Source organism: Microvirga terrae (genome assembly GCF_013307435.2).
Taxonomy (GTDB): Bacteria; Pseudomonadota; Alphaproteobacteria; order Rhizobiales; family Beijerinckiaceae; genus Microvirga; species Microvirga terrae.
Genome location: NZ_CP102847.1, coordinates 205,394 through 224,433, shown reverse-complemented (window position 1 = coordinate 224,433; position 19,040 = coordinate 205,394). Strand labels below are relative to the sequence as shown.

19 protein-coding genes are annotated in these 19,040 nt (G+C 61.5%); 9 read left to right on the top strand and 10 right to left on the bottom strand.

Annotated features, from left to right (window positions below):
- Positions 1-67: 67 nt before the first annotated feature.
- The 5 genes from HPT29_RS28295 to HPT29_RS28275 form a co-directional block, all read right to left on the bottom strand.
- Positions 68-850 carry a 3-hydroxybutyrate dehydrogenase gene (locus HPT29_RS28295; protein WP_173949668.1) on the bottom strand — a complete coding sequence of 261 codons (783 nt, stop codon included), beginning with the start codon at positions 848-850 and terminating at the stop codon, positions 68-70.
- 33 nt (positions 851-883) lie between these two features.
- Positions 884-2,059, bottom strand: a complete 1,176-nt coding sequence (locus tag HPT29_RS28290; protein ID WP_173949669.1) for a DUF3734 domain-containing protein — start codon at positions 2,057-2,059, stop codon at positions 884-886.
- A gap of 33 nt (positions 2,060-2,092) precedes the next feature.
- On the bottom strand, positions 2,093-2,893 hold the full coding sequence (locus HPT29_RS28285) for an acetoacetate decarboxylase (RefSeq protein WP_173949670.1): 801 nt from the start codon (positions 2,891-2,893) through the stop codon (positions 2,093-2,095).
- A 77-nt stretch (positions 2,894-2,970) separates the two neighbouring features.
- A complete protein-coding gene (locus tag HPT29_RS28280; protein ID WP_173949671.1) occupies positions 2,971-4,176 on the bottom strand; it encodes an NAD(P)/FAD-dependent oxidoreductase in 1,206 nt (401 codons plus the stop codon).
- A gap of 106 nt (positions 4,177-4,282) precedes the next feature.
- Entirely contained in the window at positions 4,283-4,630 is a 348-nt protein-coding gene (locus HPT29_RS28275; protein WP_173949672.1) for a hypothetical protein, read from the bottom strand.
- Positions 4,631-5,063: 433 nt separating this feature from the next.
- On the opposite strand from HPT29_RS28275, the gene HPT29_RS28270 reads away from it, so the two are divergent.
- Positions 5,064-6,257 (top strand): adenylate/guanylate cyclase domain-containing protein, encoded by a 1,194-nt coding sequence (locus tag HPT29_RS28270; protein ID WP_173949673.1) that lies wholly within the window; start codon positions 5,064-5,066, stop codon positions 6,255-6,257.
- 44 nt (positions 6,258-6,301) lie between these two features.
- Here the strand turns inward: HPT29_RS28270 and HPT29_RS28265 are convergent, their stop codons facing one another.
- Positions 6,302-6,934: a TetR/AcrR family transcriptional regulator gene (locus tag HPT29_RS28265; RefSeq protein WP_173949674.1), complete on the bottom strand. Its 633-nt coding sequence runs from the start codon at positions 6,932-6,934 to the stop codon at positions 6,302-6,304.
- A gap of 139 nt (positions 6,935-7,073) precedes the next feature.
- Between HPT29_RS28265 and HPT29_RS28260 the strand changes: the two genes are divergently transcribed.
- From HPT29_RS28260 to HPT29_RS28235, 6 genes are all read left to right on the top strand, one after another.
- Positions 7,074-7,724 carry a TetR/AcrR family transcriptional regulator C-terminal domain-containing protein gene (locus HPT29_RS28260; protein WP_173949675.1) on the top strand — a complete coding sequence of 217 codons (651 nt, stop codon included), beginning with the start codon at positions 7,074-7,076 and terminating at the stop codon, positions 7,722-7,724.
- Complete coding sequence (locus HPT29_RS28255; protein WP_173949676.1) at positions 7,721-8,800, top strand: TetR/AcrR family transcriptional regulator C-terminal domain-containing protein; 1,080 nt, start codon at positions 7,721-7,723, stop codon at positions 8,798-8,800. The genes HPT29_RS28260 and HPT29_RS28255 overlap by 4 nt, the downstream gene beginning before the upstream one ends.
- 353 nt (positions 8,801-9,153) lie before the next feature.
- The gene (locus HPT29_RS28250; RefSeq protein ID WP_173949677.1) at positions 9,154-10,188 is read left to right on the top strand and encodes an HlyD family secretion protein; all 1,035 of its coding nucleotides are present in this window, start codon (positions 9,154-9,156) and stop codon (positions 10,186-10,188) included.
- On the top strand, positions 10,185-11,954 hold the full coding sequence (locus HPT29_RS28245; RefSeq protein WP_173949678.1) for a DHA2 family efflux MFS transporter permease subunit: 1,770 nt from the start codon (positions 10,185-10,187) through the stop codon (positions 11,952-11,954). Before HPT29_RS28250 ends, HPT29_RS28245 begins: the two co-directional genes overlap by 4 nt.
- A 171-nt stretch (positions 11,955-12,125) precedes the next feature.
- The gene (locus HPT29_RS28240; protein WP_349774737.1) at positions 12,126-12,779 is read left to right on the top strand and encodes a TetR/AcrR family transcriptional regulator; all 654 of its coding nucleotides are present in this window, start codon (positions 12,126-12,128) and stop codon (positions 12,777-12,779) included.
- Entirely contained in the window at positions 12,772-13,251 is a 480-nt protein-coding gene (locus HPT29_RS28235; protein ID WP_173949680.1) for a hypothetical protein, read from the top strand. Before HPT29_RS28240 ends, HPT29_RS28235 begins: the two co-directional genes overlap by 8 nt.
- 282 nt (positions 13,252-13,533) lie before the next feature.
- On the opposite strand, the gene HPT29_RS28230 is transcribed toward HPT29_RS28235, so the two are convergent.
- Together HPT29_RS28230 and HPT29_RS28225 are read right to left on the bottom strand one after the other, a co-directional pair.
- Positions 13,534-13,665 (bottom strand): hypothetical protein, encoded by a 132-nt coding sequence (locus HPT29_RS28230; RefSeq protein ID WP_259061103.1) that lies wholly within the window; start codon positions 13,663-13,665, stop codon positions 13,534-13,536.
- Between the two features lie 162 nt (positions 13,666-13,827).
- Positions 13,828-15,594: a cytochrome c biogenesis protein DipZ gene (locus HPT29_RS28225; RefSeq protein ID WP_173949681.1), complete on the bottom strand. Its 1,767-nt coding sequence runs from the start codon at positions 15,592-15,594 to the stop codon at positions 13,828-13,830.
- Between the two features lie 360 nt (positions 15,595-15,954).
- On the opposite strand from HPT29_RS28225, the gene HPT29_RS28220 reads away from it, so the two are divergent.
- Positions 15,955-16,695 carry a response regulator gene (locus tag HPT29_RS28220; protein WP_173949682.1) on the top strand — a complete coding sequence of 247 codons (741 nt, stop codon included), beginning with the start codon at positions 15,955-15,957 and terminating at the stop codon, positions 16,693-16,695.
- Complete coding sequence (locus HPT29_RS28215) at positions 16,692-18,011, top strand: sensor histidine kinase (protein WP_173949683.1); 1,320 nt, start codon at positions 16,692-16,694, stop codon at positions 18,009-18,011. The genes HPT29_RS28220 and HPT29_RS28215 overlap by 4 nt, the downstream gene beginning before the upstream one ends.
- Before the next feature lie 39 nt (positions 18,012-18,050).
- On the opposite strand, the gene HPT29_RS29080 is transcribed toward HPT29_RS28215, so the two are convergent.
- Both HPT29_RS29080 and HPT29_RS28210 read right to left on the bottom strand, forming a co-directional pair.
- A complete protein-coding gene (locus HPT29_RS29080) occupies positions 18,051-18,344 on the bottom strand; it encodes an SDR family NAD(P)-dependent oxidoreductase (RefSeq protein WP_432807352.1) in 294 nt (97 codons plus the stop codon).
- Positions 18,345-18,541: 197 nt separating this feature from the next.
- Positions 18,542-18,958: an organic hydroperoxide resistance protein gene (locus tag HPT29_RS28210; RefSeq protein WP_173949685.1), complete on the bottom strand. Its 417-nt coding sequence runs from the start codon at positions 18,956-18,958 to the stop codon at positions 18,542-18,544.
- Between the last annotated feature and the right edge of the window lie 82 nt (positions 18,959-19,040).

Genomic DNA, 19,040 nt, shown 5'->3' with positions numbered 1-19,040 from the left:
CATCCGCGAGGAACTCGCCTTTGAGAGCCCCATTCGGTTGGGGGGCGAACTGATCAGTCGCTCCAGGCTATCGTGCGGTCCAGCCGCCATCGACCGAGATCGCCGTGCCTGTGATCTGGTCTGCTGCGGGCGAGCACAGGAAGGCGACGGTGCCGCCGAGTTGGGCCGGAGAGACGAATTGCAATGACGGCTGCTTTTCGGCTAGCAATTCCTTCGTCGCGTCTTCCTGGCTGATGTGCTTCTCTGCGGCGATATCGCCGATCTGCTTTTCGACCAGCGGCGTTCGCACCCAGCCTGGGCAGACCGCGTTGCAGGTCACGCCGCTCCCGGCCGTCTCGAGGCCGATCACCTTGGTCAGCCCGACCACCCCGTGCTTGGCCGCGACGTAGGCGACCTTATGGGGCGAAGCAACGAGCCCGTGGGCGGAGGCAATGTTGATGATCCGCCCCCAGCCCTGCCGTTTCATCTGGGGGACGGCTGCCGCAATCCCGTGGAACGCGGCTGAGAGATTGATCGCCAGAATTGCATCCCACTTGGCAACCGGGAATTCATCCACCGGCGCAGTAAACTGAATGCCGGCATTGTTCACCAAGATATCAACGCGCCTGAATGTCTCGACTGTCGCGGTGATCAATTCACGCACCGAGTCGCCCTTTGACATATCGGCGTTGTCGTAGATAACGCGCACGCCGTGGTCACGTTGGATCCCGCTACGCGTCTCCTCAATGTCCTTGGCGTCGCCGAGGCCATTCAATACGATATCGGCACCCAGCCGGGCCAGTTCGATGGCGATACCCAGCCCAATGCCGCTGGTCGATCCGGTGACAATGGCTACTTTGCCCTTTAGCATAGCAAATTCCTTTGATGTGTTGAGAATGTACGTTCAATCGCGGCGATGAACGTCGTGAGTAATGATGCCGATCTCGGGAGCGGGCGGATCGAGGCGCCGTGGATCGGTCAGCGTGCGGCGGATGTCGTCCAGGCCGCTCTGCCAATGGGCCCGCATCGCGTTCAGCCCAAACTCGTAGTCCTTGGAATGACCCTCGTAGATCTTGGACTGATAGATCAGGTGAATGATATTGTAAGCGCGATGGCGGGCTAAATCCGCGATCGCGCGGATTTCCGGATCCTTCTTGGCGCTCTCCGGCAACCTTTCGATCGTGCGCTGCAGTGCCTGACGCATCTTCTGCATCCGCAACACCTGGTCCGTGATAGCGCGTGTCCGGCTCGAATACTGGATGTCCTTCTGCCGGCTCGACACCTCCATCAGGTCGTTGGGAACACGGCCCTTGGCCGACCAGAGATCGACCTGGAATGTCAGCGTGTCACGCGGCTCGCTGTTCAGCACCCGGGAGAGAGGCGTGTTCCAGACCACCCCGCCATCCCAGTAGTGCTCGCCATCGATTTCGACGGCGGGGAAGCCGGGCGGCAAGGCGCCTGACGCCATGAAATGCTTTGGTCCCAGCGGGTGATCGGCCGTGTCGAAGTAGGTGAGGTTGCCGGTGCGGACGTTGACCGCCCCGACACTGACGCGTACTTCGCCTGAGTTCAGCAGGTCGAAGTCGACGAGCCGCTCCAACGTCTGATGCAGCGGAGTGGTATCGTAGAAACTCGTCGCGGCGTCGCCCGTGAACGGCGACCAGAACGGTGGCGGGAAACGCGGCTTGAAGAAGCCGGGCTGGCCCTGTACGAGCGCTCGCGTCGCCGCAAAGGCGTTGTGCAGCGATCGCATGTCGAACGCAAACGGAAGGGCGTCGCCCAGTCCCTCACCGGCGGGCCATTCCACCGGGGCGGCACAGATGGTTTCCCAGAATTCGCGCAGACGAGGCACCCGCTCGGCTTCGGGCGAACCGGCGATGATCGCAGCGTTGAGGGCGCCGATCGAAATACCGGCTACCCAGTTCGGCCGGATGCCGGCCTCGTGCAGGCCCTGGTAGACCCCAGCCTGGTAGGCGCCAAGAGCGCCGCCGCCCTGCAGCACCAAGGCCACCACATCATATGGTAGCGTCCTGGCGTGCAGCGGGCCGGGGCTGATGGGGTCGCGCATCACATCGAGCATTGTCCAAACTCCGTTATTCCGGATGTTTCCAGGTCAGCCTGCAGTTGCTTCGATCAAAAGGTCGGACCCTGACCCGCGTCGTTGTACGGCCGCCCGTGGGGCCAAGTAGTCGTGGACGACTGTGCCAAGCCCAAGGGTCAGATCGGCAACAATGTGCTTGGCCGAGAGCACCTGAAGAACTGGCAGCTCGGCGACAGGCGCCAGCGCATGGGAGTACAGGTCGAGGGCCGCCGGCCCGGTCCAGGCGCCCTTCACGGTGATGTCTTCGAGATGGAACTGTACCAACTCGCAGATGCGTTCCGTGCCGTCGACGTGCGGGATGATCTTGACCAGGAAATTGGGTGCGGCGAGCTTCCTCGCTTCGACAGCGGTGTCAAGGGCACAATGCTTGTAGCCCATGGTGCCGGTCGCAATGCGAACCGAGCCGTAGTTCAGGGTGCCGACCAAGGTATCAGTCTCGACTGCTAGAGTCGGCTGTGCCAGCTTCTTGGGAAAGCCCCAGAGCTCGCGGCCACCTGCAATGGGTGGATGATCGTTGAGGAACATCTGGTGGGTGTAGCTGCCGGCTTTGCCCTGATAAGAGACCGGGATCACCTGACCGCTTTCGGTGTAGTCGCCGAAGCCGGTTGAATCCGGCATTCGAATGAACTCGAAGTTCACTACCGGCTCGGTCAACTCGAGCGGTTCGGGCACCACGCGGCGCAACGCCTCGGGATCGGTCCGGTACTGGATCATGAAGTACTCGCGGTTGACGAAGCGGTAGGGGCCGGGTGGAAACGCGGGGCTCGTCAGCGGCATGGCAAACGCCGTCCCGCGCACAGTGCGTTGGTCCATTGTCGTGAACTCCAGATTGATCGTTGGGGAGAGAGCCGCGCTCCAACACAGAGCACGACCCTTATCGTGCGAGGCACCTACAGGTCGGTGACACGCTCCGGATCCGCCGACGCCAGCGCAGCGGCACGGTCGGCAGGCGGCGGATAGATCCACACGGTGTTGATCTCCTGCTTGGTCTTCTTGGCCTCCGCACCGACCATCTCCACCTTGCGGTCCCAGCCTCGCGTGAAGATCGCGCCCGCTTCGCCCAGGTCGAGACACGTGACATAAGCTTTCTGGTGATACGGCTTGGTCGGAATTCTCAATAGATCAGCCGCGGCATTGTGACCGGCAAACGCGCCCATCCGCGTCGCATGCTGGCACGACATCAGCGCGTAGTTGCCGAGATCGTCGCAGGTGGCCTGGGCGGCATCGCCGGTGGCAAAGACGCTTGGCTCCGATGGCACACGCAAATCGCGATCGACGATCAGCCGGCCGAAGTTGTCGCGCTCGGCCGGGATTTGCGCCGTCAGCGGTGCGGCACGAATGCCGGCCGCCCAGATCACGGTCGCACTTTCGATGCGGTCGCCGTCAGAGAGCATGACACCGGATTGGTCCAGGGCTGCGACACCGGCACCGAGCCGGACCTCGACCCCGAGCTTCTGCAGGGCCTCCTCGATGACCGGGCGGGGACCCGCGCCCATGTCCGGGGCAATTGCATTGCCTCGCTCGACGATGACAACCCGCGGCTTGGCATCCTGGCCGAGGATCGCACGAAGCCGGGCGGGCATTTCTGTTGCCGCCTCGATGCCGGTGAACCCGCCACCAGCCACGACGACTGTATTGCGCCCGTTTGATGCCGGCCGATCAGCCAGGCTGTGCAAGTGCCGATCGAGGGCAATCGCGTCGTCGAGCTGGTCAACGCTGAAGGCGTGCTCGGCCAGGCCAGGAATAGCCGGGCGGAACAGCCGAGAGCCCGTGGCCACGATCAAGCGATCGTAGGAGAGCCTTCCCCGCATCCCATCGGCCGTGACACCTTCCACCACCCGGGATGCGGTATCCACCGTCTCGATGCTGCCTTGCATGTAGACAACGTCGATCGCCTTGAGAACCTCTTGGAGAGGGGCCGTGAGAGTTTCGGGTTTCGGTTCATAGAGCCGCGGCCGAACCACCAGGGTCGGCTCCGGGGCAACCAGGACGATCTCGAGATCGTCGGACGACCTCCCCTCGAGGTCGCGAAGGCGGGCAGCGGACAGTGCTGCGTACATGCCGGCAAAGCCGGCGCCTATGATGACAAGTCGCATGTGATTAACTCCAGTTGGATGAATTGTTTGGACGTCCGTGCGGTATCGCCGCCGCTCCTCGTTCGCGGCGATGTCTGTCTTCGATCGGTTCAGGCCGGTCCGGCGATCAATGGCGAAGATCGTGCGCTCGCAGGTCTGCGCTCAGGATCATCTGCACTGACGTGGCCAAATCATCCTCGTCGAACTCCGAGCATCCATAGCTGTCGATGACGGATTGGCTCGCGTTCGAATACACCTCCAACCAGAATGGCGGCATGCCCGGAATCTCGGATGAAACTTCGGTCAACCGCACGTCCAGCCAACTCAGGCGGGCCACAATCAGACTGCGGGATTCCCCTCTCTCCCGAGGGCTGCAGGCAAGCTGTACATAGGCGCGGATGATCCGTTGCTCGATCTCGTCGGCATCCGGTCTTGTCCAAGTCACATCTGTGGCTGCTGTTTCCAAATATTGCATGATCAATCTCTCGCTCGTGCTATGACTGGCTCCTGTGACCAAGCTCACGGTCTGAAAACTACCGGACCTGGTGCTCCGCTGCGCCAGAGCAATTGACGGGCTTGCAGAGCAATTGCTGTTTCCGATGGGCGATCGCCAAACGGGACAGTTCTGAAGCCATACAAGGCAGCGCCGGCTTAAACACTCGAACAATCTCCATGTCGGCAGAACGCTGATCGACATTCGGCCAGCCGCTTTGACGCAATTCAGGCGCGGCTGACGGACCGCTTCCCCTCGTATGTGTGCGATAGTGATGCAGGCGCCTGGGCGCCGATATCGTGCAGCGAGTCTAGTCCGGATGGCTTGAGCGGATAGGTTGACCTGTACTTTGGTTTGGTATGGATGGGAGATGTCTTATGCCAGAGTAGATCTCCAAGTATCTAGGATCGCCGCTATGGTGCCACTTCACAGAGCCGCAGCCTCGGATGCCTGGATACGCGAGACAGAAGAACTCGCGGCATGGTTGATCGGTCCAGCGCGCCTGTCCGGCGACGCAGTTGCGGTGACCTCCGGGTTCGCACAGCGGTTGACCGCGATGGGCATTCCGTTGCACCGGCTGCGCATCGGCATGCGGGTCGACAACCCGCTTCTGACGGCCTGGGGCATCGTCTGGGCGCCAGAGACAGCGGCCGAGATCTTCACCATCCCCCACGCCTTCCTCGATACCTCCACATATATCGGTAGCCCGTCTCAACACGTCATGGAGACCCAAACCTGGTTCCGGCAGCGGCTCGACCGGCTTGAGCCCGAGGATCACGCCGTTCTCCAGGAGTTGGCGAGTGCTGGCTTTACCGACTATCTCGGGGTGCCGGTGACCTTCGGCAACGGAATCATCCAAGCGGCGATGTTCGCCACACGGCACGCGAGCGGGTTTTCCGAGAACCACATCGCTCTCATCAAGGATCTCGCTGTTCCCCTCTCGGCGGCGCTGGAAGCCATCGCTATGCGCCGTTCGACGGCAAGCCTGCTGGCCACCTTCCTGGGCGAAGGACCAGCAGCGGGCGTGCAAGCGGGTGCAATCCGCCGCGGTGACATCGTCGAGACCGAAGCGGCCATCCTGCTCACGGATATGCGCGGGTTCACGCCCCTCTCGCTCACGGCGTCCCCGACGCACCTGCTGGCCACGCTGGGACGCTATTTCGAAGCCGTGGTCGATGCCGTGCGAGCGGAGGGCGGCGACGTTCTCAAGTTTGTCGGAGACGGGGTGTTGTCGATCTTTCGAGTCAGCGAGGGCGGTTGCCCCTCCGCCTGTGCGGCGGCCGTGCGGGCCGTGTCGCGGGTCGTCGCGGCGGCCCGGGCCGAGGATCTGCCGCCCTTCGTCGCGGCGTTGCACGCAGGATCCGTGATGTACGGCAATATCGGCAGCCGCGATCGCCTAGACTTTACCGTGGTCGGACCGGCAGTGAACATGGTCAGCCGGCTGGAGGGGATCGCCAAGGCGACCGGCGAGACGGTGGTGTGCTCCGAGACTTTCGCCGCCGTCCTGCCTGGCACGTTCACGCGAACGATAGGCCGGTTCGAGCTCAAAGGGTTGAATGGAGAGCACGACGTCTTCGCCGTGGTGGCCGATCAGGTCGGCCACCCGTGAACACCAAGGCGTCGGCTGCTACAACATGGGCGTCCGGCTACCGCCTACTTGTCCTGGCCAGATCGAACACCGTTCAAAAAGATCTCGACAGCCGAAGCGACCGCCGCCTGCATTTCTTTGTTCGATGGCGGCGGGCGTAGCCCGAGAACGACCTGCAAATGAAGGTTGTCGCGGATCATACCAACGAAGTGCCCGGCCACGCGGGGGCAATCCTCCACTCGGATTTCCCCGCGTTTCTTGGCGCTTTCAAGCACCCTGGCTAGCTGGGACGTGGCGCGGCCTGGTCCCTGCTCATAGAACGACTTCACCAGTTCAGGGAAACGATTGGCCTCGGTGACGGCCATTCGATAAATGCCGATCAAGGTCGGCGACATATAACCGCCCATCAGACGCTGTCCGAACGCCGTCAGCGTCTCTCGCAAATCGTGCCCCTCGATCTCCTCGATCGCCAAGGTCGACAGCACCTTGTCGGCGTTTTCGGTGATGATGGCCAGGAACAGGCCTTCCTTGTTGCCGAACTCATTGTAGATGTTGCGCTTCGAGCCACCAGCGCGTTCGATGATCGCGTCGATGCTTGCCGCCGCGTAGCCTTGCTCAAAAAAGACCTCGGCAGCCGCCTGTAGAAGGGCTTCCCGGCGTCCGTTCGGCAGCCTTGACGTTGTCGCAACCACAGCCATTCAACCTCCTGTCCGTTTGCATCCTCTTGACTGGTAACGTCTGTTACCGTATCTGTCAATGGTAACTATCATTACCAGAGGCGTCGTGGCGCAGCTCGACAAGGCTTGTTGCACCAGCCCCGAACTAAAGAGCAGGAACATGAGACGTCCCACGCTGAGGCCCGCTCAATCGGACAATGTTGAGCCGGGCGCTCGCACTGCCATTATGCTGGCAGCCCGCGAGGCCCTCGCTGATCCGAGCAACGCATTCGAGAGCCTCGATCGTCTTCTGGATCGCAGCGGATATTCGGAAGACGACGTCCGGGCAACATTCGGAAGTATGGATGACCTCGCCATCGCACTTGCCGAACGCAACACCCTCGTCCTCTCACAGCCATTGCTGAGCGGTATGCGCCCCGGCACCCTGGCCGATGTTCGGGATACGCTGATCGACTTCGGACTGGGGGCCTGGAAAGAATACGCGACCACCTTGGTCGGGTTCGTTCGGATGATGATGGCCGAAGGTACCCGCAACCCGCCGCTCAAAAGGCGAATGTACGAGGCTGGGCCGGCGACGGTGATGATGACGCTGCGGAAGTTTCTGCAGGAAGCAAGTGAACGAGGGATCCTGTCGATACCGGACTCTCGGTTATATGCGGAGCATGTGATGGGAATACTCAGGGAGCCGCTCTACCAGGCACTTATGTTGAGCCCTGCAACGCGGCCGGAGGAAGCAGCCGCCGACCACGTCAAGGCCAGCCTTGAACGGTTCGTCCAGGGGTGTGCAAACGTGGGGAGGGCCACCGCGTGAGCGCAGCTAACGATAACGGCCAGGCGGGTCTGTCTTGGCTCAAGCGAACCCGGGAAACCGCGTCCGGGCTGCAGGTCGTCGGCGATGCCCCGCCTGACCTGGCGAACAGCGTGGACGTGAATGGATCGCTGGTGAGTGTCGATCCCGCCGACTGGATCATCTGCTTCGTCCCCGGCCTTCAACGCCAGTGGTGGCATCGGTTCGTCCATCATAAGCATAAGCATGTCTTTGCCATGCGACCCACCAGCACCGGTAGCTGGCTGCTCGCTGAGCCGTGGTGGACACGGATGATGGTGACGATCCTGCCACCGGCCGATGCCGTCAAGTTTCTCCGGTGGGGTGGGACGGGCGACATTCTTCGCGTCCGCGAAGCGATCCCAGGCAAAGCGTGCCAGCTTCGCGGGTGGTCCAATTGCGCCGCTCTCACCGCCTTCATCCTCGGCCGTCGGAGCTGGACATGGACACCGCACGGCCTCTACCGGGAGCTCCTGCGCGAGAAGACGACGCGGCACGAAAACGTCGAGCAGCTTCTCGTCGACCAGTTCGCCAGGGTGGTCAGCCAATACTCGTCCAATGCCCTGAGCGTCGGTGCCGACCAGCTTGCCCTGCCGCTCAGGGAGTTGCTCTTCATCATTGGCCGCAATCTTCTCGAGACGATGATGACACCATCCTTGCTGGAGGTTTGTTACACGGCCATCCTCGAAGCAGACCGCTACCCAGAGGCCACACGGGTGTACACGCGGCACGGCCCGAAGCCGGCCATCTCGGTCCTGACGAAAATTCTTGCACGAGCAAAGCAGGCCGGTGAAGTCGATCTCGTGGATTGCGAAGCCGGCGCCCGCCAGTTTCTCGGAATGCTTTACGGGACTGTTCATCTGGAAGCGGTGCTTCAGCTCGGCGAGAGACCAACGCTGTCCGAACTCGACTTGCGTGCTCGCACCGCGGTGAAAGTCTTTCTCGACGGTGCCGTGCCCGCGGAAACGCGCTTCGCAGGGCATCCGCGTCGACGTCGCAGCCGGGCCACCGGGGTCGGGAGCATTGACCGGCATGATGGTAGCCTCACCCGTCCAACCTAAACTTCGGTTTAGCCGTCATGGACTTATCGAGTGGGCGCCCACGCCACCGGCTCAATAGTGGGATCGCCATTGGACAGGCATGCTTGGAGGCATGAACCCACAGAGGGCTTCTCAGAGCGATTGGCGGCGGCCCGCGATGCCAGCAATCGCTCTGCAACGACGTCAATTCCTCTGGCGCACCGGCGGGCTCAGTCCGGTAGGTTCCGATCCATGGACTTGTTGCCAGGAGACAGCGGATGAGCATCGTGATCTCAACCCACACCAAGTTGTTTTACCGTGTTGCAGCGTCCTCTTGACCGGTAACGTACATTACCGTATATGTCCCGTGGTAACATTTATTACCGGAGGGCGCCGTGGCGCAGCTCAGCAAAAAGAAGCGGATCGGGATCCTGTTGTGCCTTGGTGCCGGTGTTGTCTCAGCGGCAGGTTGGGCTTGGGCCCGCTCAAGCGACGAGACGTCAACCGACAACGCGTACATCCGCGGCGACGTGACCTCCCTGGCGCCGAAGGTTGCCGGCTACGTCACCGCGGTAGCGGTTGAGGATAACCAAAGTGTCCGAGCGGGCGCCGTTTTGTTCCGGATCGACGATCAGGACTACCGCGCCCGGCTTGCACAAGCGGAAGCCAATATCGAAGCCGCCCAAGCTCGCCTGACCAATGTCGATGCTGAGACCCAGCTTCAGCATGCGCTCATCCGGCAGGCTGAGGCCCAAAAGCATTCGGCCGTGGCCGAATTGGACCGCGCGACCAAGGCCTCCGAGCGCCACCGCCAGCTGATCCGCAGCAACGCCATCAGCCAGGCCCAGATCGATGAAAGCGACGCGGCGCGATTGCGGGCCGAAGCGGGCGTATCGGCGGCGGCGGCAACGGTCGAGGCTCAGCAGCGACGCATCGCCGTCCTTGCCACCCAGCGCGTAGCGGCCGTGGCCGCAGTCGCACAAGCCCAGGCCGCCCGCGATCTCGCCCAGATCGATCTCGACAACACCGTGGTCCGGGCGCCGGTCGACGGCGTGATCGGCAACCGCCAGGTCCGGGTCGGCCGCCTTGTCGCACCGGGCGCCGCCCTGCTCGATATCGTTCCGGTCGCCGATGTCTGGATCGTGGCAAACTTCAAGGAAACCCAGCTCGAACATATCCGGCCCGGTCAGCACGCCCGGATCACTGTCGATGGCTACCCGAACGAGACGCTTCAAGGCGTGGTGGACAGTTTTGCGCCTGGGAGCGGGTCGGCGTTCAGCTTGCTCCCCGCGGACAATGCGACCGGGAACTTCGTTCGTGTCGTCCAGCGGGTTCCGGTCAAGATCCGGTTCGCCAACAATCCCTTGCCCGGCCGCCTCGTGCCCGGCCTGTCCGCACGGGTTGAGATCGATCAAGGAAGCGGCTCATGACCACGGCCATTGCCGCCCTGCCGGGCCGCGCCAGACCTGCGTCAGGGGCCCTTCTTGTCCTGGGCATCGTACTGGCCACCCTGACTGAGGCGATCGCCAGCACCGTGCTGTCGCTCGGGCGTGGCGATATTATCGGCGACATCTATGCCACGCCGGACGAGTTTGCCTGGCTCGATGTCGGGTACACCGCCTTCAAGCTGATCGGATTCCTGACCGCGTCCTCTCTGATGACGCGGATCAATCCGCGCAGTCTGGTGATCGGCGCAACGCTGATCATGGGCACGGCCTGCGGTCTTGCCGCCAACACAGCTCGGTTGGACCTGCTGGTTGCGCTCCGCATCATCCAGGGCTTCTCCGGCGGCACCCTGCTTGTCGGGGGCCAAGCGATCCTCTTTCTGGCGTATCCGCGATCCCGCCAGCCGATCCTGCAGGCATTGTTTGCAATGGGGGCTGTCGTTGCCCCGGCCACGATCGCCCCCGCCCTTCAAGGGTGGTTGCTCGACACCCACTCGTGGACTTGGATCTTCTTCAGTGTTGTTCCGGTGGCCCTGGCAGCTGTCGGCCTCATGCTGATGGCAGACAGTCCAACCCCCATCGGGACGGCGCGACGTCCGTTTGATTGGATTGGCTTCGCCCTGATCTCCGTCGCGCTTTTCTGCTTTACCTACGTGCTCAGCCAGGGCAGCCGATGGGACTGGTTCGAGGAGCCACGCATCCTGTGGCTGTCAGTGATCGGCGCAGCCACTCTGCTGGCCTTTCTTGGCCAACAGTTGATGGCCGAAGACCATGGCCTGTTCGATTTTACCTTGTTCCGGTCAGACGATTTCTCCTTCGCCTTTATCGTCAGCTTTGTCGCGGGCGCTGCATTGTTCGGGAGCGCGTTCCTGATCCCGGCATTTGCCGTCTCCGTCCTGGCGTTCACACCGACCGATGCCGGCCAGCTCCTGCTGCCAAGTGGCGCCCTGTTCGTCGGTGCCCTCCTTCTCGCCGCCTTCCTGTTCCAGATCCGTCGTGTTCCTCCATTCGCCACGGTGCCGTTTGGAATTCTGCTAATCATGGTGGCGATGTGGATGCTCTCCGGCTCGACCCGAGAAAGCGGCTCGGACGACATGATGGCCGCCATCCTGTTGCGCGGCCTGGGCCTCGGTTTCCTGTTTCTGTCGATCACCCTGATTGCGTTCAGCAATCTCACCAGCCGCAATCTCGTGTTTGGTATCGGCCTCTTTAATACGAGTCGCCAGCTGGGCGGCCTTATGGGTGTCGCCTGGCTCCAGACCCTGATCGATCACAACGTCACCGCTAATCTCGCGGTGCTTGGCGCCCATGTCACCGCCGGCGTTCCTGCGGTTAGCGACCGGTTAACGACAATGACTGCCATGCTGGCGGCAAGAGGAATGGACGCCGCGGCCGCCAGCCGGGCAGCAATGGCCCTTCTTGGCCGCGTCGTCACAGGTGAGTCTACGGTGATCGCCTTCGACACGGCGTTCAATGCCGTTGCCCTGCTTTTTCTCGTCGCCGCACCTGTGCTGGTGGCTACCAAGATCGGCCTCTCGCGATACGCGAAATCGCGCGCTGGGCGGTCAGTCGAGACGGTTGGGTCGCACCCTCAGCTGCAGGAGCGGGAGCCAGACGAGACTCGGCTTCAGGCAGTCCCGCTCAGCAGTGGAGCGCGATCAACCCCAGGTGAGCGTCCACGTCGACACCATGATGGGCGGCATGATCGTGGGCACGGTGCCGTTTCTCCTGTTGCTGCTCGCGCTGGCTGAGGCGGCGTCGGCCGAGTCCGCGCAGGCCGATGCCAACAATGATCGATTAATCGCGGGAAGCTCAGCTCGCGGTCCTGTGCCCCCTCCACGCAGGCTCCATGAGCATCCCGCCGGGCCCGGCCACCGGCGCCGGGGCCCACCAACAACTACGTCAGGCGTCACGGATGCATCATGCTCGAAACCAGTCCTCACCCGGTTGACAGGCAAGCCCCTGACCTCCGGAGCATGCTCAAGAAGCGCCAGATCCTCGACGGCGCGCGACAGGTCTTTCTCCTGAACGGCTATGCCGGAGCCAGCATGGACGAGATCGCCATCCAGGCGGGGGTCTCGAAGGGCACGCTCTACAACCACTTCGACAGCAAGGATGACTTATTCAGGTCGCTGATCGATTCGGAAGCAGAGCGCATCACACGGGAGCTGCCGTCCCCCGACCCGAAAGATCTGGATCCAGCCTCAGCTCTGAGGCAGATCGGGATTGCAGTTCTCGTGGTCATGGAAGCCCCGGCGACGATGGCGACCCTGCGTCTGGTCATCGGGGCTCTCGGCCGTTTCCCCCGTTTGGGCGAGGAGTTCCTCACGCAAAGTCTTGGCCCGACGATCAAACGGATTGCGGAGGACCTCGACACCCACGTGGCTGACGGCGACATCCAGATCCAGGACACTCATGCCGCAGCAATGCAGTTCGCAAGGTGGTGTTTGGCGCATGCGATCGGACGTATTCTTGTGCCCAACCAGCCTCAGGAGCCACAAGCGGATTGCTCCGCCTGGGTAGAGCAGGTGCTGCGTGCCTTTGGCACCCTGACCGGTGGGCAGAAGGATGTTTGATGTCCCGTTGGCTCCCGCTTATTATCGCCCTGTCGATCTCAGGCGGCACCATCTATATGCGGTACTTCCGCTAGCCGACCATCCGAATATTGGTTTATCCGCTCGTACCCGGGTGAATGGCTGGCGCATTGCCTTGGCCACCGGATGTCTGGTCGCTTCATTGATGGCTGGTTCCCCCGTCGAAGCTGACGAGTTCAAGCCTCTGGCCGTGTATGAAGAGGCGAGAGTGCTGAACGATCAATGGCAGATCTGCGCCGCGTCATTCATCAAAGAAAGACTTCAAACAAGTCAGACGGCAGAGCAGCTTGCAGAGCAGGCACTTGATCGATGCCATGCAAGACAAAGTAGTCTTAATCACTTCCTGATTAAGAGAGTTGGTAGGAAGAGCGCCAGCAATGTCATGGCGCTCCTGCGCGAGAAGTACCAATTTGGCTTGATTGGTGCCATCGCCGAGCTGAGGACACGCGATTAGGTGGCCAGCGCAAGATCCCTTCCTGATCGAGCGCCGGCATTATAAACCAAAGACAGCTTTTCCCTGCAAGCTGCGGGCGCAGCAATGCCGCTATTTTGTCTCGGACGAAACCGAGGCAATCTTCTGTGGTGCCCCGACCGATGACGGATCCAGCTGGTGCCCTTGGCATCGACAGGTTGTCTATACCAAGCCAACTTCCGGTGGCGCGAGGACTGGGCGTGGGTTCGCCCTTCCCGGTCCTCGCTAGAGCGGGCTGATGATGGGGTTGCGGGCGGCACGCTCTCAGCGGGTCGATTGCAGGGCGGCAATGGTTTGTCGCACGCCCTCCCGCAGCGGCGTGACCGAGCCCCCGAACGTGCGCTCGAACTTGGAGGTGTCCATCACGAACGGCTGCTCGAACTGATAGGAGAGCATGAGGACCTGGGGGGCAACCGTGTCGCCTTTAGTTTCGGTTCACGTTATTCTGCGACCGATCGGATTTGTTCATAGCCTTTGGAGGGCTCTCCGCACTGGCTGCCCCACAGAACCTTATGCTCTCCCACACGATGTCAGCTTTGTTCGATAATGCAATCCTTCCTAACCGAATGTGAACGCGTAGGCTTCGATCCCTGGATCCAGAAAGCGGATTTCGAAGGTTCGCTCCCGGACGTCCCCTCCTTGCCGGATCAACTGGTAGAGCCGGGTTTCTGCAACCGTCCCATTACCGTTGGTGTCGATATCGCTACCATGGTTTGCTCCAGGCACTTTGCCATCGATGGTTACCTGGAACCGCACCGGTTTGCCGTCACGGCTACGCCCGAGCACGAGGTGCAGGTCCCTGGCTCGGAATCTGTAGGAGATCGCTCCTCCGGACTGGTTGAGCACAGCCTGCTCCGCCTCAACCGTCCAGTTCCCGGCCAGGCTCCACTCGTTGAGCCGCAGCCGACCGGCGGTATAGTCCCGTGGCTCGTCGGCGCTAACCTGTTCGGGCGAGCCGAAGTTCGATGCTCGTTTGTAGCCGAGGTACGTCTCGCCGGATTGGACCCGGTCAAAATCGGCCGCGGCTTCCGCCCCTTTTGCATCTGGCGTGACGAAGCTGCTCTCTGCCCTCTGGGTTCCCCCTTCCGCCAGCAGTTCCTGGATAACGCGCTCCGACTCCTCGTAATCGCCTTCACCAAAGTGATGGTGCCTGATCCGCCCTTGGGCATCGATGAAGTAGTGAGCCGGCCAATAGCTGTTCCGGAAGGCGCGCCAGATCTTGAAGTCGTTGTCGATCGCCACCGGATAGGTGATCGCGAAGTTCTGGATGGCACGTTCCACGTTGGAAATGCGCTTTTCGAAGGCGAACTCGGGAGCATGAACGCCGATCACAACGAGACCCTGATCCTTGTACTTCTCGGCCCAAGCCCGCACGTAGGGGATCGTGCGAATGCAGTTGATGCAGGAATACGTCCAGAAGTCGATGAGCACGACCTTGCCCCTCAGCTGTTCAGTCGTCAGCGGCTCGGAGTTCAGCCACTTCACCGCACCATCAAGGGACGGAAATTTGCCCTCGACCGGCAAGTTGCTGCGATAGCCCTGACCAGCGTCGTTCGTAGCCAACGTCGTGCGACGGCCTGTGGAACTTGTCGAGGCAGCATCAGGCTTGCCATGCACCCGATCCAGCAAGGATTGTTCGATGCTGGCGGTGCTCGCATAGGACAGACGGGTCAGAAGGTCAGTATCGAGGCCCAGGACGATCATTGTGACGCCGGCGAGAACAGCCGCGCCCAAGCCCTGCCGAATGCGGTGGCCGAGACCCAGCGAGCGCTTCATCGCTGCGAACACTCGTCCGCCCGTCAAAACGGCCAGCGCCATGGATGTTGCCGCTCCGGCAGCGTAGGCGGCCAACAGGAGAGAGGTCTGCGGATTGGCGCCCTGGATGGCGGCTCCCGTCAGAACCAACCCCAGGATCGGGCCAGCGCAGGGCGCCCAGAGGAAGCCCGTCGCAGCCCCGAGGAGCAGCGATCCACCGACACTGGGCTTGTCCGAAGGCGCCACTCCAGACAGCCGGCTGCCGAGGGCGACCGCCGGCCGGGTCAGGAAGGCGGCAGCGCGTGCCGAAATGAGGGTCACACCAAACATGGCCAGCAATGCGATGGCGACAGAGCGTCCGACCTCGTTCGCATGCACCGCCCAGCTTCCACCCACGGCAGCAAGGGTCGCGACCGCCGCAAAGGTCGCCGCCATGCCAACCATCATCGGAAGGATGCTGCGGGCAAAGGGCTGGCCCGCCCGGGAGAAGACGAAGGGCAGGATCGGAAGAATACAGGGGCTGACGATTGTCAGGACTCCTGCCAAATAAGAAACAACGAACAGGGTCATGGCCGGGCCTCTCAGACGCGGCCAATGTGCTGAAGCACTGGCCGGCGATTGAAACTGGCTCACATTTGTTCAGCTTGACGTATCCGGGATATGTCCGAGACAGGCCGAACTGTATCGAAATGTAGTCGCAACCATCGCTGCTGTGGCTGAACTTCTGAAGAAACCCCCACCAGCACTTTGTTACTAAGTTGCACAAGCTCGCAGTAACAGGCCCGTTGAATTAACCCGCAGCCAGGATTCTTGTCAGCTTTTGTATCTTCGGCTGAGATGGATACAGCTCGATACAAATCTCGAAGGATAAAGGGCTATTCTAACCGCACGCAGTGCTAAAGTAGTCCCGCAGCCTCTGCGGTGACCGCCATGGAACATACAGACCACATCCTGATCGTCGACGATGACCGTGAGATACGAGAACTCGTTGCCGACTACCTGAAGAAGAACGGCCTGCGCGCCACCGCCGCCGCGGATGGGCGGCAAATGCGGTCATTTCTCGAGGCTAACCGGGTCGACCTAATCGTCCTCGACATCATGATGCCCGGCGACGACGGACTTGTGCTCTGCCGAGAGCTCCGGGCCGGAAAGCACAAATCCACGCCCGTCCTGATGCTGACGGCACGAAATGATGACACCGACAAAATCGTTGGCTTGGAGATGGGTGCCGATGATTATCTGGTGAAGCCGTTCGCTGCTCGAGAACTGCTTGCCAGGATCAAGGCGGTGCTCCGCCGCACGCGAATGATGCCGCCCAACCTGCAGGTGACAGAAGCCGGTCAATTGTTGACGTTTGGCGAATGGCAACTCGATACGACGATGAGGCATCTCCTCGACAAGGAGGGAACGGCTGTCGCGCTCAGTGGTGCCGAGTACCGCCTGCTCCGTGTCTTTCTCGACCATCCGCAACGGGTTCTCTCCCGTGATCAACTGCTCAACCTGACGCAGGGACGTGAGGCCGAACTCTTCGACCGTTCCATCGACCTGCTCGTCAGCAGACTTCGGCAACGCCTCCGCGAGGATGCCCGCGAGCCGGCCTACATCAAGACGGTCCGCAGCGAAGGTTATGTCCTCGCGGTGCCGGTCGAGATAACGACGGCACGGCAATGACCATCAAAGGCTGGCATCGCACCGTCTTCCGACTGCCTCGAACCTTGCGGTGGCGGCTCTTTCTCATCCTTTTCGCCGGGCTGGCCGTGGCGCACGCCCTGTCGTTTGGCGTCCTGTTCCTTGAACGCTACTCGGCAGCCAAGACGATGATGCTCGGCAATCTCGAGAAGGACGTCGGCATCTCTCTGGCCCTTCTCGACCGCCTGCCGGCGGGCGAACGCCAGCAATGGGTCGCTATGCTGGAGCGGGGGAACTATCGATATGAGCTCGGCCCGGGTCTCCCCGGTGTTCCTGAAGTGACCGGGCTTGGCCAAGAGGTCGCTGAAACCATCCAGACGGCGGTGGGACATCGGTTGCCGATTACCGTCGAGACCATTCCTGGCCCACGGCAACGTGTTCAAGCCCATGTAACGCTCAGCGATGGCTCGCAAGTGACGATCGACCTACGGCCAAGGGTCATGCCTCTCGCCTCATGGCTTCCCTATGTTCTGGTTGCACAGCTCGGCCTTCTCCTGTTGTGCACTTGGATTGCCGTGCGCTCGGCGATAAGGCCGCTTCACCGGCTCGCCAAGGCGGCTGAAACCTTGAATCCCGGCAAGGATGCGGCTCGGCTTGATGAGACAGGACCGGCAGAGGTCGTCGATGCGGCGACTGCCTTCAACGCCATGCAGGATCGGATCGCGCATTACCTCGAGGAGCGGGTCCAGATCCTGGCCGCGATTTCTCACGACCTTCAGACGCCCATTACGCGCATGAAACTTCGTGCCGAGGTCGCCGAGGACGGTCCGGAGAAGGAGAAATTGATCAGCGACCTCTCAGAGATTGAGAGGCTTGTGCACGAGGGAGTGGCCTACGCCAGAACGGCCCACGGCAATGTTGAAAAGCCGACGCGGATTGACATCGGCTCATTCGTCGAGAGCATTGTCTTCGATTATCAGGACACTGGGAAGGCTGTGACAGTTCCTAGGACCATTGATGCTGTCATCACAACACGCCCTCACGCCCTTCGGCGTATCCTGACAAATCTGATCGACAATGCCTTGAAATTCGCCGGAGAGGCAGAGGTCGATACAGTCAGAACGCCGGATGGAAAGATTTGTATCGCCGTCTGCGATCGCGGCCCGGGAATTCCGGAGGGGCAACTCGAAGCCGTTCTTCAGCCATTCTATCGCCTCGAGCAATCCCGAAACCGAGATACCGGCGGAACGGGCCTAGGGCTCGCCATCGCCCAGCAACTCGCGTTGGCTATCGGTGGCTCGCTCAGTCTCAAAAACAGGTCCGGTGGGGGCGTTGCAGCGGAAATTGTCCTCGGCTGATCCACCTCTGCGATTGACCTGGAAGGGCGCGCTCGCCACTCAGCCGAGGAATGGGAGACTTCCAACACCCGGGGTATTCACGAGGACCTCGATCGGCCCAAACCGGTCCTTGGTTTCTCTGACGATACGAGTAACATCGTCTGACGTCGCGCCATCCAGAGCAACCACAAGGGTTGTATTCGGAAATCCTCTGACGAGATCCTGAACTGCTGCTGTGTTGCGGGCTGCGAGGATCACTCGATGCCCGCGCTCGACAACGTCCTTAGCCACGGCGAGTCCCACCTGACTGGAGCTGTCGGCGATAAGCCAGACTGAGCCAGGGGCCCGCCGCATGGATGGGGGCATACCGCTGCCATCGCCAACTCGTAACCAAACGGGAACACCCATAACGATCTCCAACACGAAGGCAGATTTTCTAGACTGGAATTCGGAGTGTCAGACCCCGTGGCTCTGATGCCACGGGGCTTCCACGCCTCAGAGGGTCAGCTGTTCGGTAACGGGCCGTTTGTAGGCCCCCGCCAGGGCTGGGCTTAGATCAAATTGATTTCGACATCGATGTTGCCGCGCGTGGCCTTGGAATAGGGGCACGTCTGGTGGGCTTCATCGACGAGGGCTCGTGCCGTCTCCGGTTCGATGCCCGGAAGGCTTACATTGAGGCGAGCCTGGAGGAAGACAGCATCACCGGTTTGTCCGATATCGACTTCTGCGTTGATTGCGTGGTCTTTCGGAAGCTCAACCTTCCTCTTGGAGGCCGCTTTGGCAATCGCGGCAAGGAAGCAGGCCGACCAGCCGGCTGCGAAGAGCTGCTCGGGATTTGTGCCACTCCCCCTTCCAACGAAGTGGGACAGCTGAATATCGAGACGGCCGTCGTCGCTGCGGGATGTCCCGTCGCGTCCGCCGGTGGTGCGAGTCTTGCCGGTGTAGAGAACCTTTTCAATCTTCGACATGGTGTCGGCTCCTTTGCATCGCTGATGTTGGTGTTGTCAGCGGAGCCAATAGATGCAGGATCTACGTATCCGGGATGTTTGC

Bases quoted from the DNA above. Each gene is read 5' to 3' on its own strand.
- HPT29_RS28295 (WP_173949668.1), bottom strand. From the start codon at position 850: ATGCTAAAGGGCAAAGTAGCCATTGTCACCGGATCGACCAGCGGCATT.
- HPT29_RS28290 (WP_173949669.1), bottom strand. From the start codon at position 2,059: ATGCTCGATGTGATGCGCGACCCCATCAGCCCCGGCCCGCTGCACGCC.
- HPT29_RS28285 (WP_173949670.1), bottom strand. From the start codon at position 2,893: ATGGACCAACGCACTGTGCGCGGGACGGCGTTTGCCATGCCGCTGACG.
- HPT29_RS28280 (WP_173949671.1), bottom strand. From the start codon at position 4,176: ATGCGACTTGTCATCATAGGCGCCGGCTTTGCCGGCATGTACGCAGCA.
- HPT29_RS28275 (WP_173949672.1), bottom strand. From the start codon at position 4,630: ATGCAATATTTGGAAACAGCAGCCACAGATGTGACTTGGACAAGACCG.
- HPT29_RS28270 (WP_173949673.1), top strand. From the start codon at position 5,064: ATGGTGCCACTTCACAGAGCCGCAGCCTCGGATGCCTGGATACGCGAG.
- HPT29_RS28265 (WP_173949674.1), bottom strand. From the start codon at position 6,934: ATGGCTGTGGTTGCGACAACGTCAAGGCTGCCGAACGGACGCCGGGAA.
- HPT29_RS28260 (WP_173949675.1), top strand. From the start codon at position 7,074: ATGAGACGTCCCACGCTGAGGCCCGCTCAATCGGACAATGTTGAGCCG.
- HPT29_RS28245 (WP_173949678.1), top strand. From the start codon at position 10,185: ATGACCACGGCCATTGCCGCCCTGCCGGGCCGCGCCAGACCTGCGTCA.
- HPT29_RS28240 (WP_349774737.1), top strand. From the start codon at position 12,126: ATGCTCGAAACCAGTCCTCACCCGGTTGACAGGCAAGCCCCTGACCTC.
- HPT29_RS28235 (WP_173949680.1), top strand. From the start codon at position 12,772: ATGTTTGATGTCCCGTTGGCTCCCGCTTATTATCGCCCTGTCGATCTC.
- HPT29_RS28230 (WP_259061103.1), bottom strand. From the start codon at position 13,665: ATGCTCTCCTATCAGTTCGAGCAGCCGTTCGTGATGGACACCTCCAAG.
- HPT29_RS28225 (WP_173949681.1), bottom strand. From the start codon at position 15,594: ATGACCCTGTTCGTTGTTTCTTATTTGGCAGGAGTCCTGACAATCGTC.
- HPT29_RS28220 (WP_173949682.1), top strand. From the start codon at position 15,955: ATGGAACATACAGACCACATCCTGATCGTCGACGATGACCGTGAGATA.
- HPT29_RS28215 (WP_173949683.1), top strand. From the start codon at position 16,692: ATGACCATCAAAGGCTGGCATCGCACCGTCTTCCGACTGCCTCGAACC.
- HPT29_RS29080 (WP_432807352.1), bottom strand. From the start codon at position 18,344: ATGCGGCGGGCCCCTGGCTCAGTCTGGCTTATCGCCGACAGCTCCAGT.
- HPT29_RS28210 (WP_173949685.1), bottom strand. From the start codon at position 18,958: ATGTCGAAGATTGAAAAGGTTCTCTACACCGGCAAGACTCGCACCACC.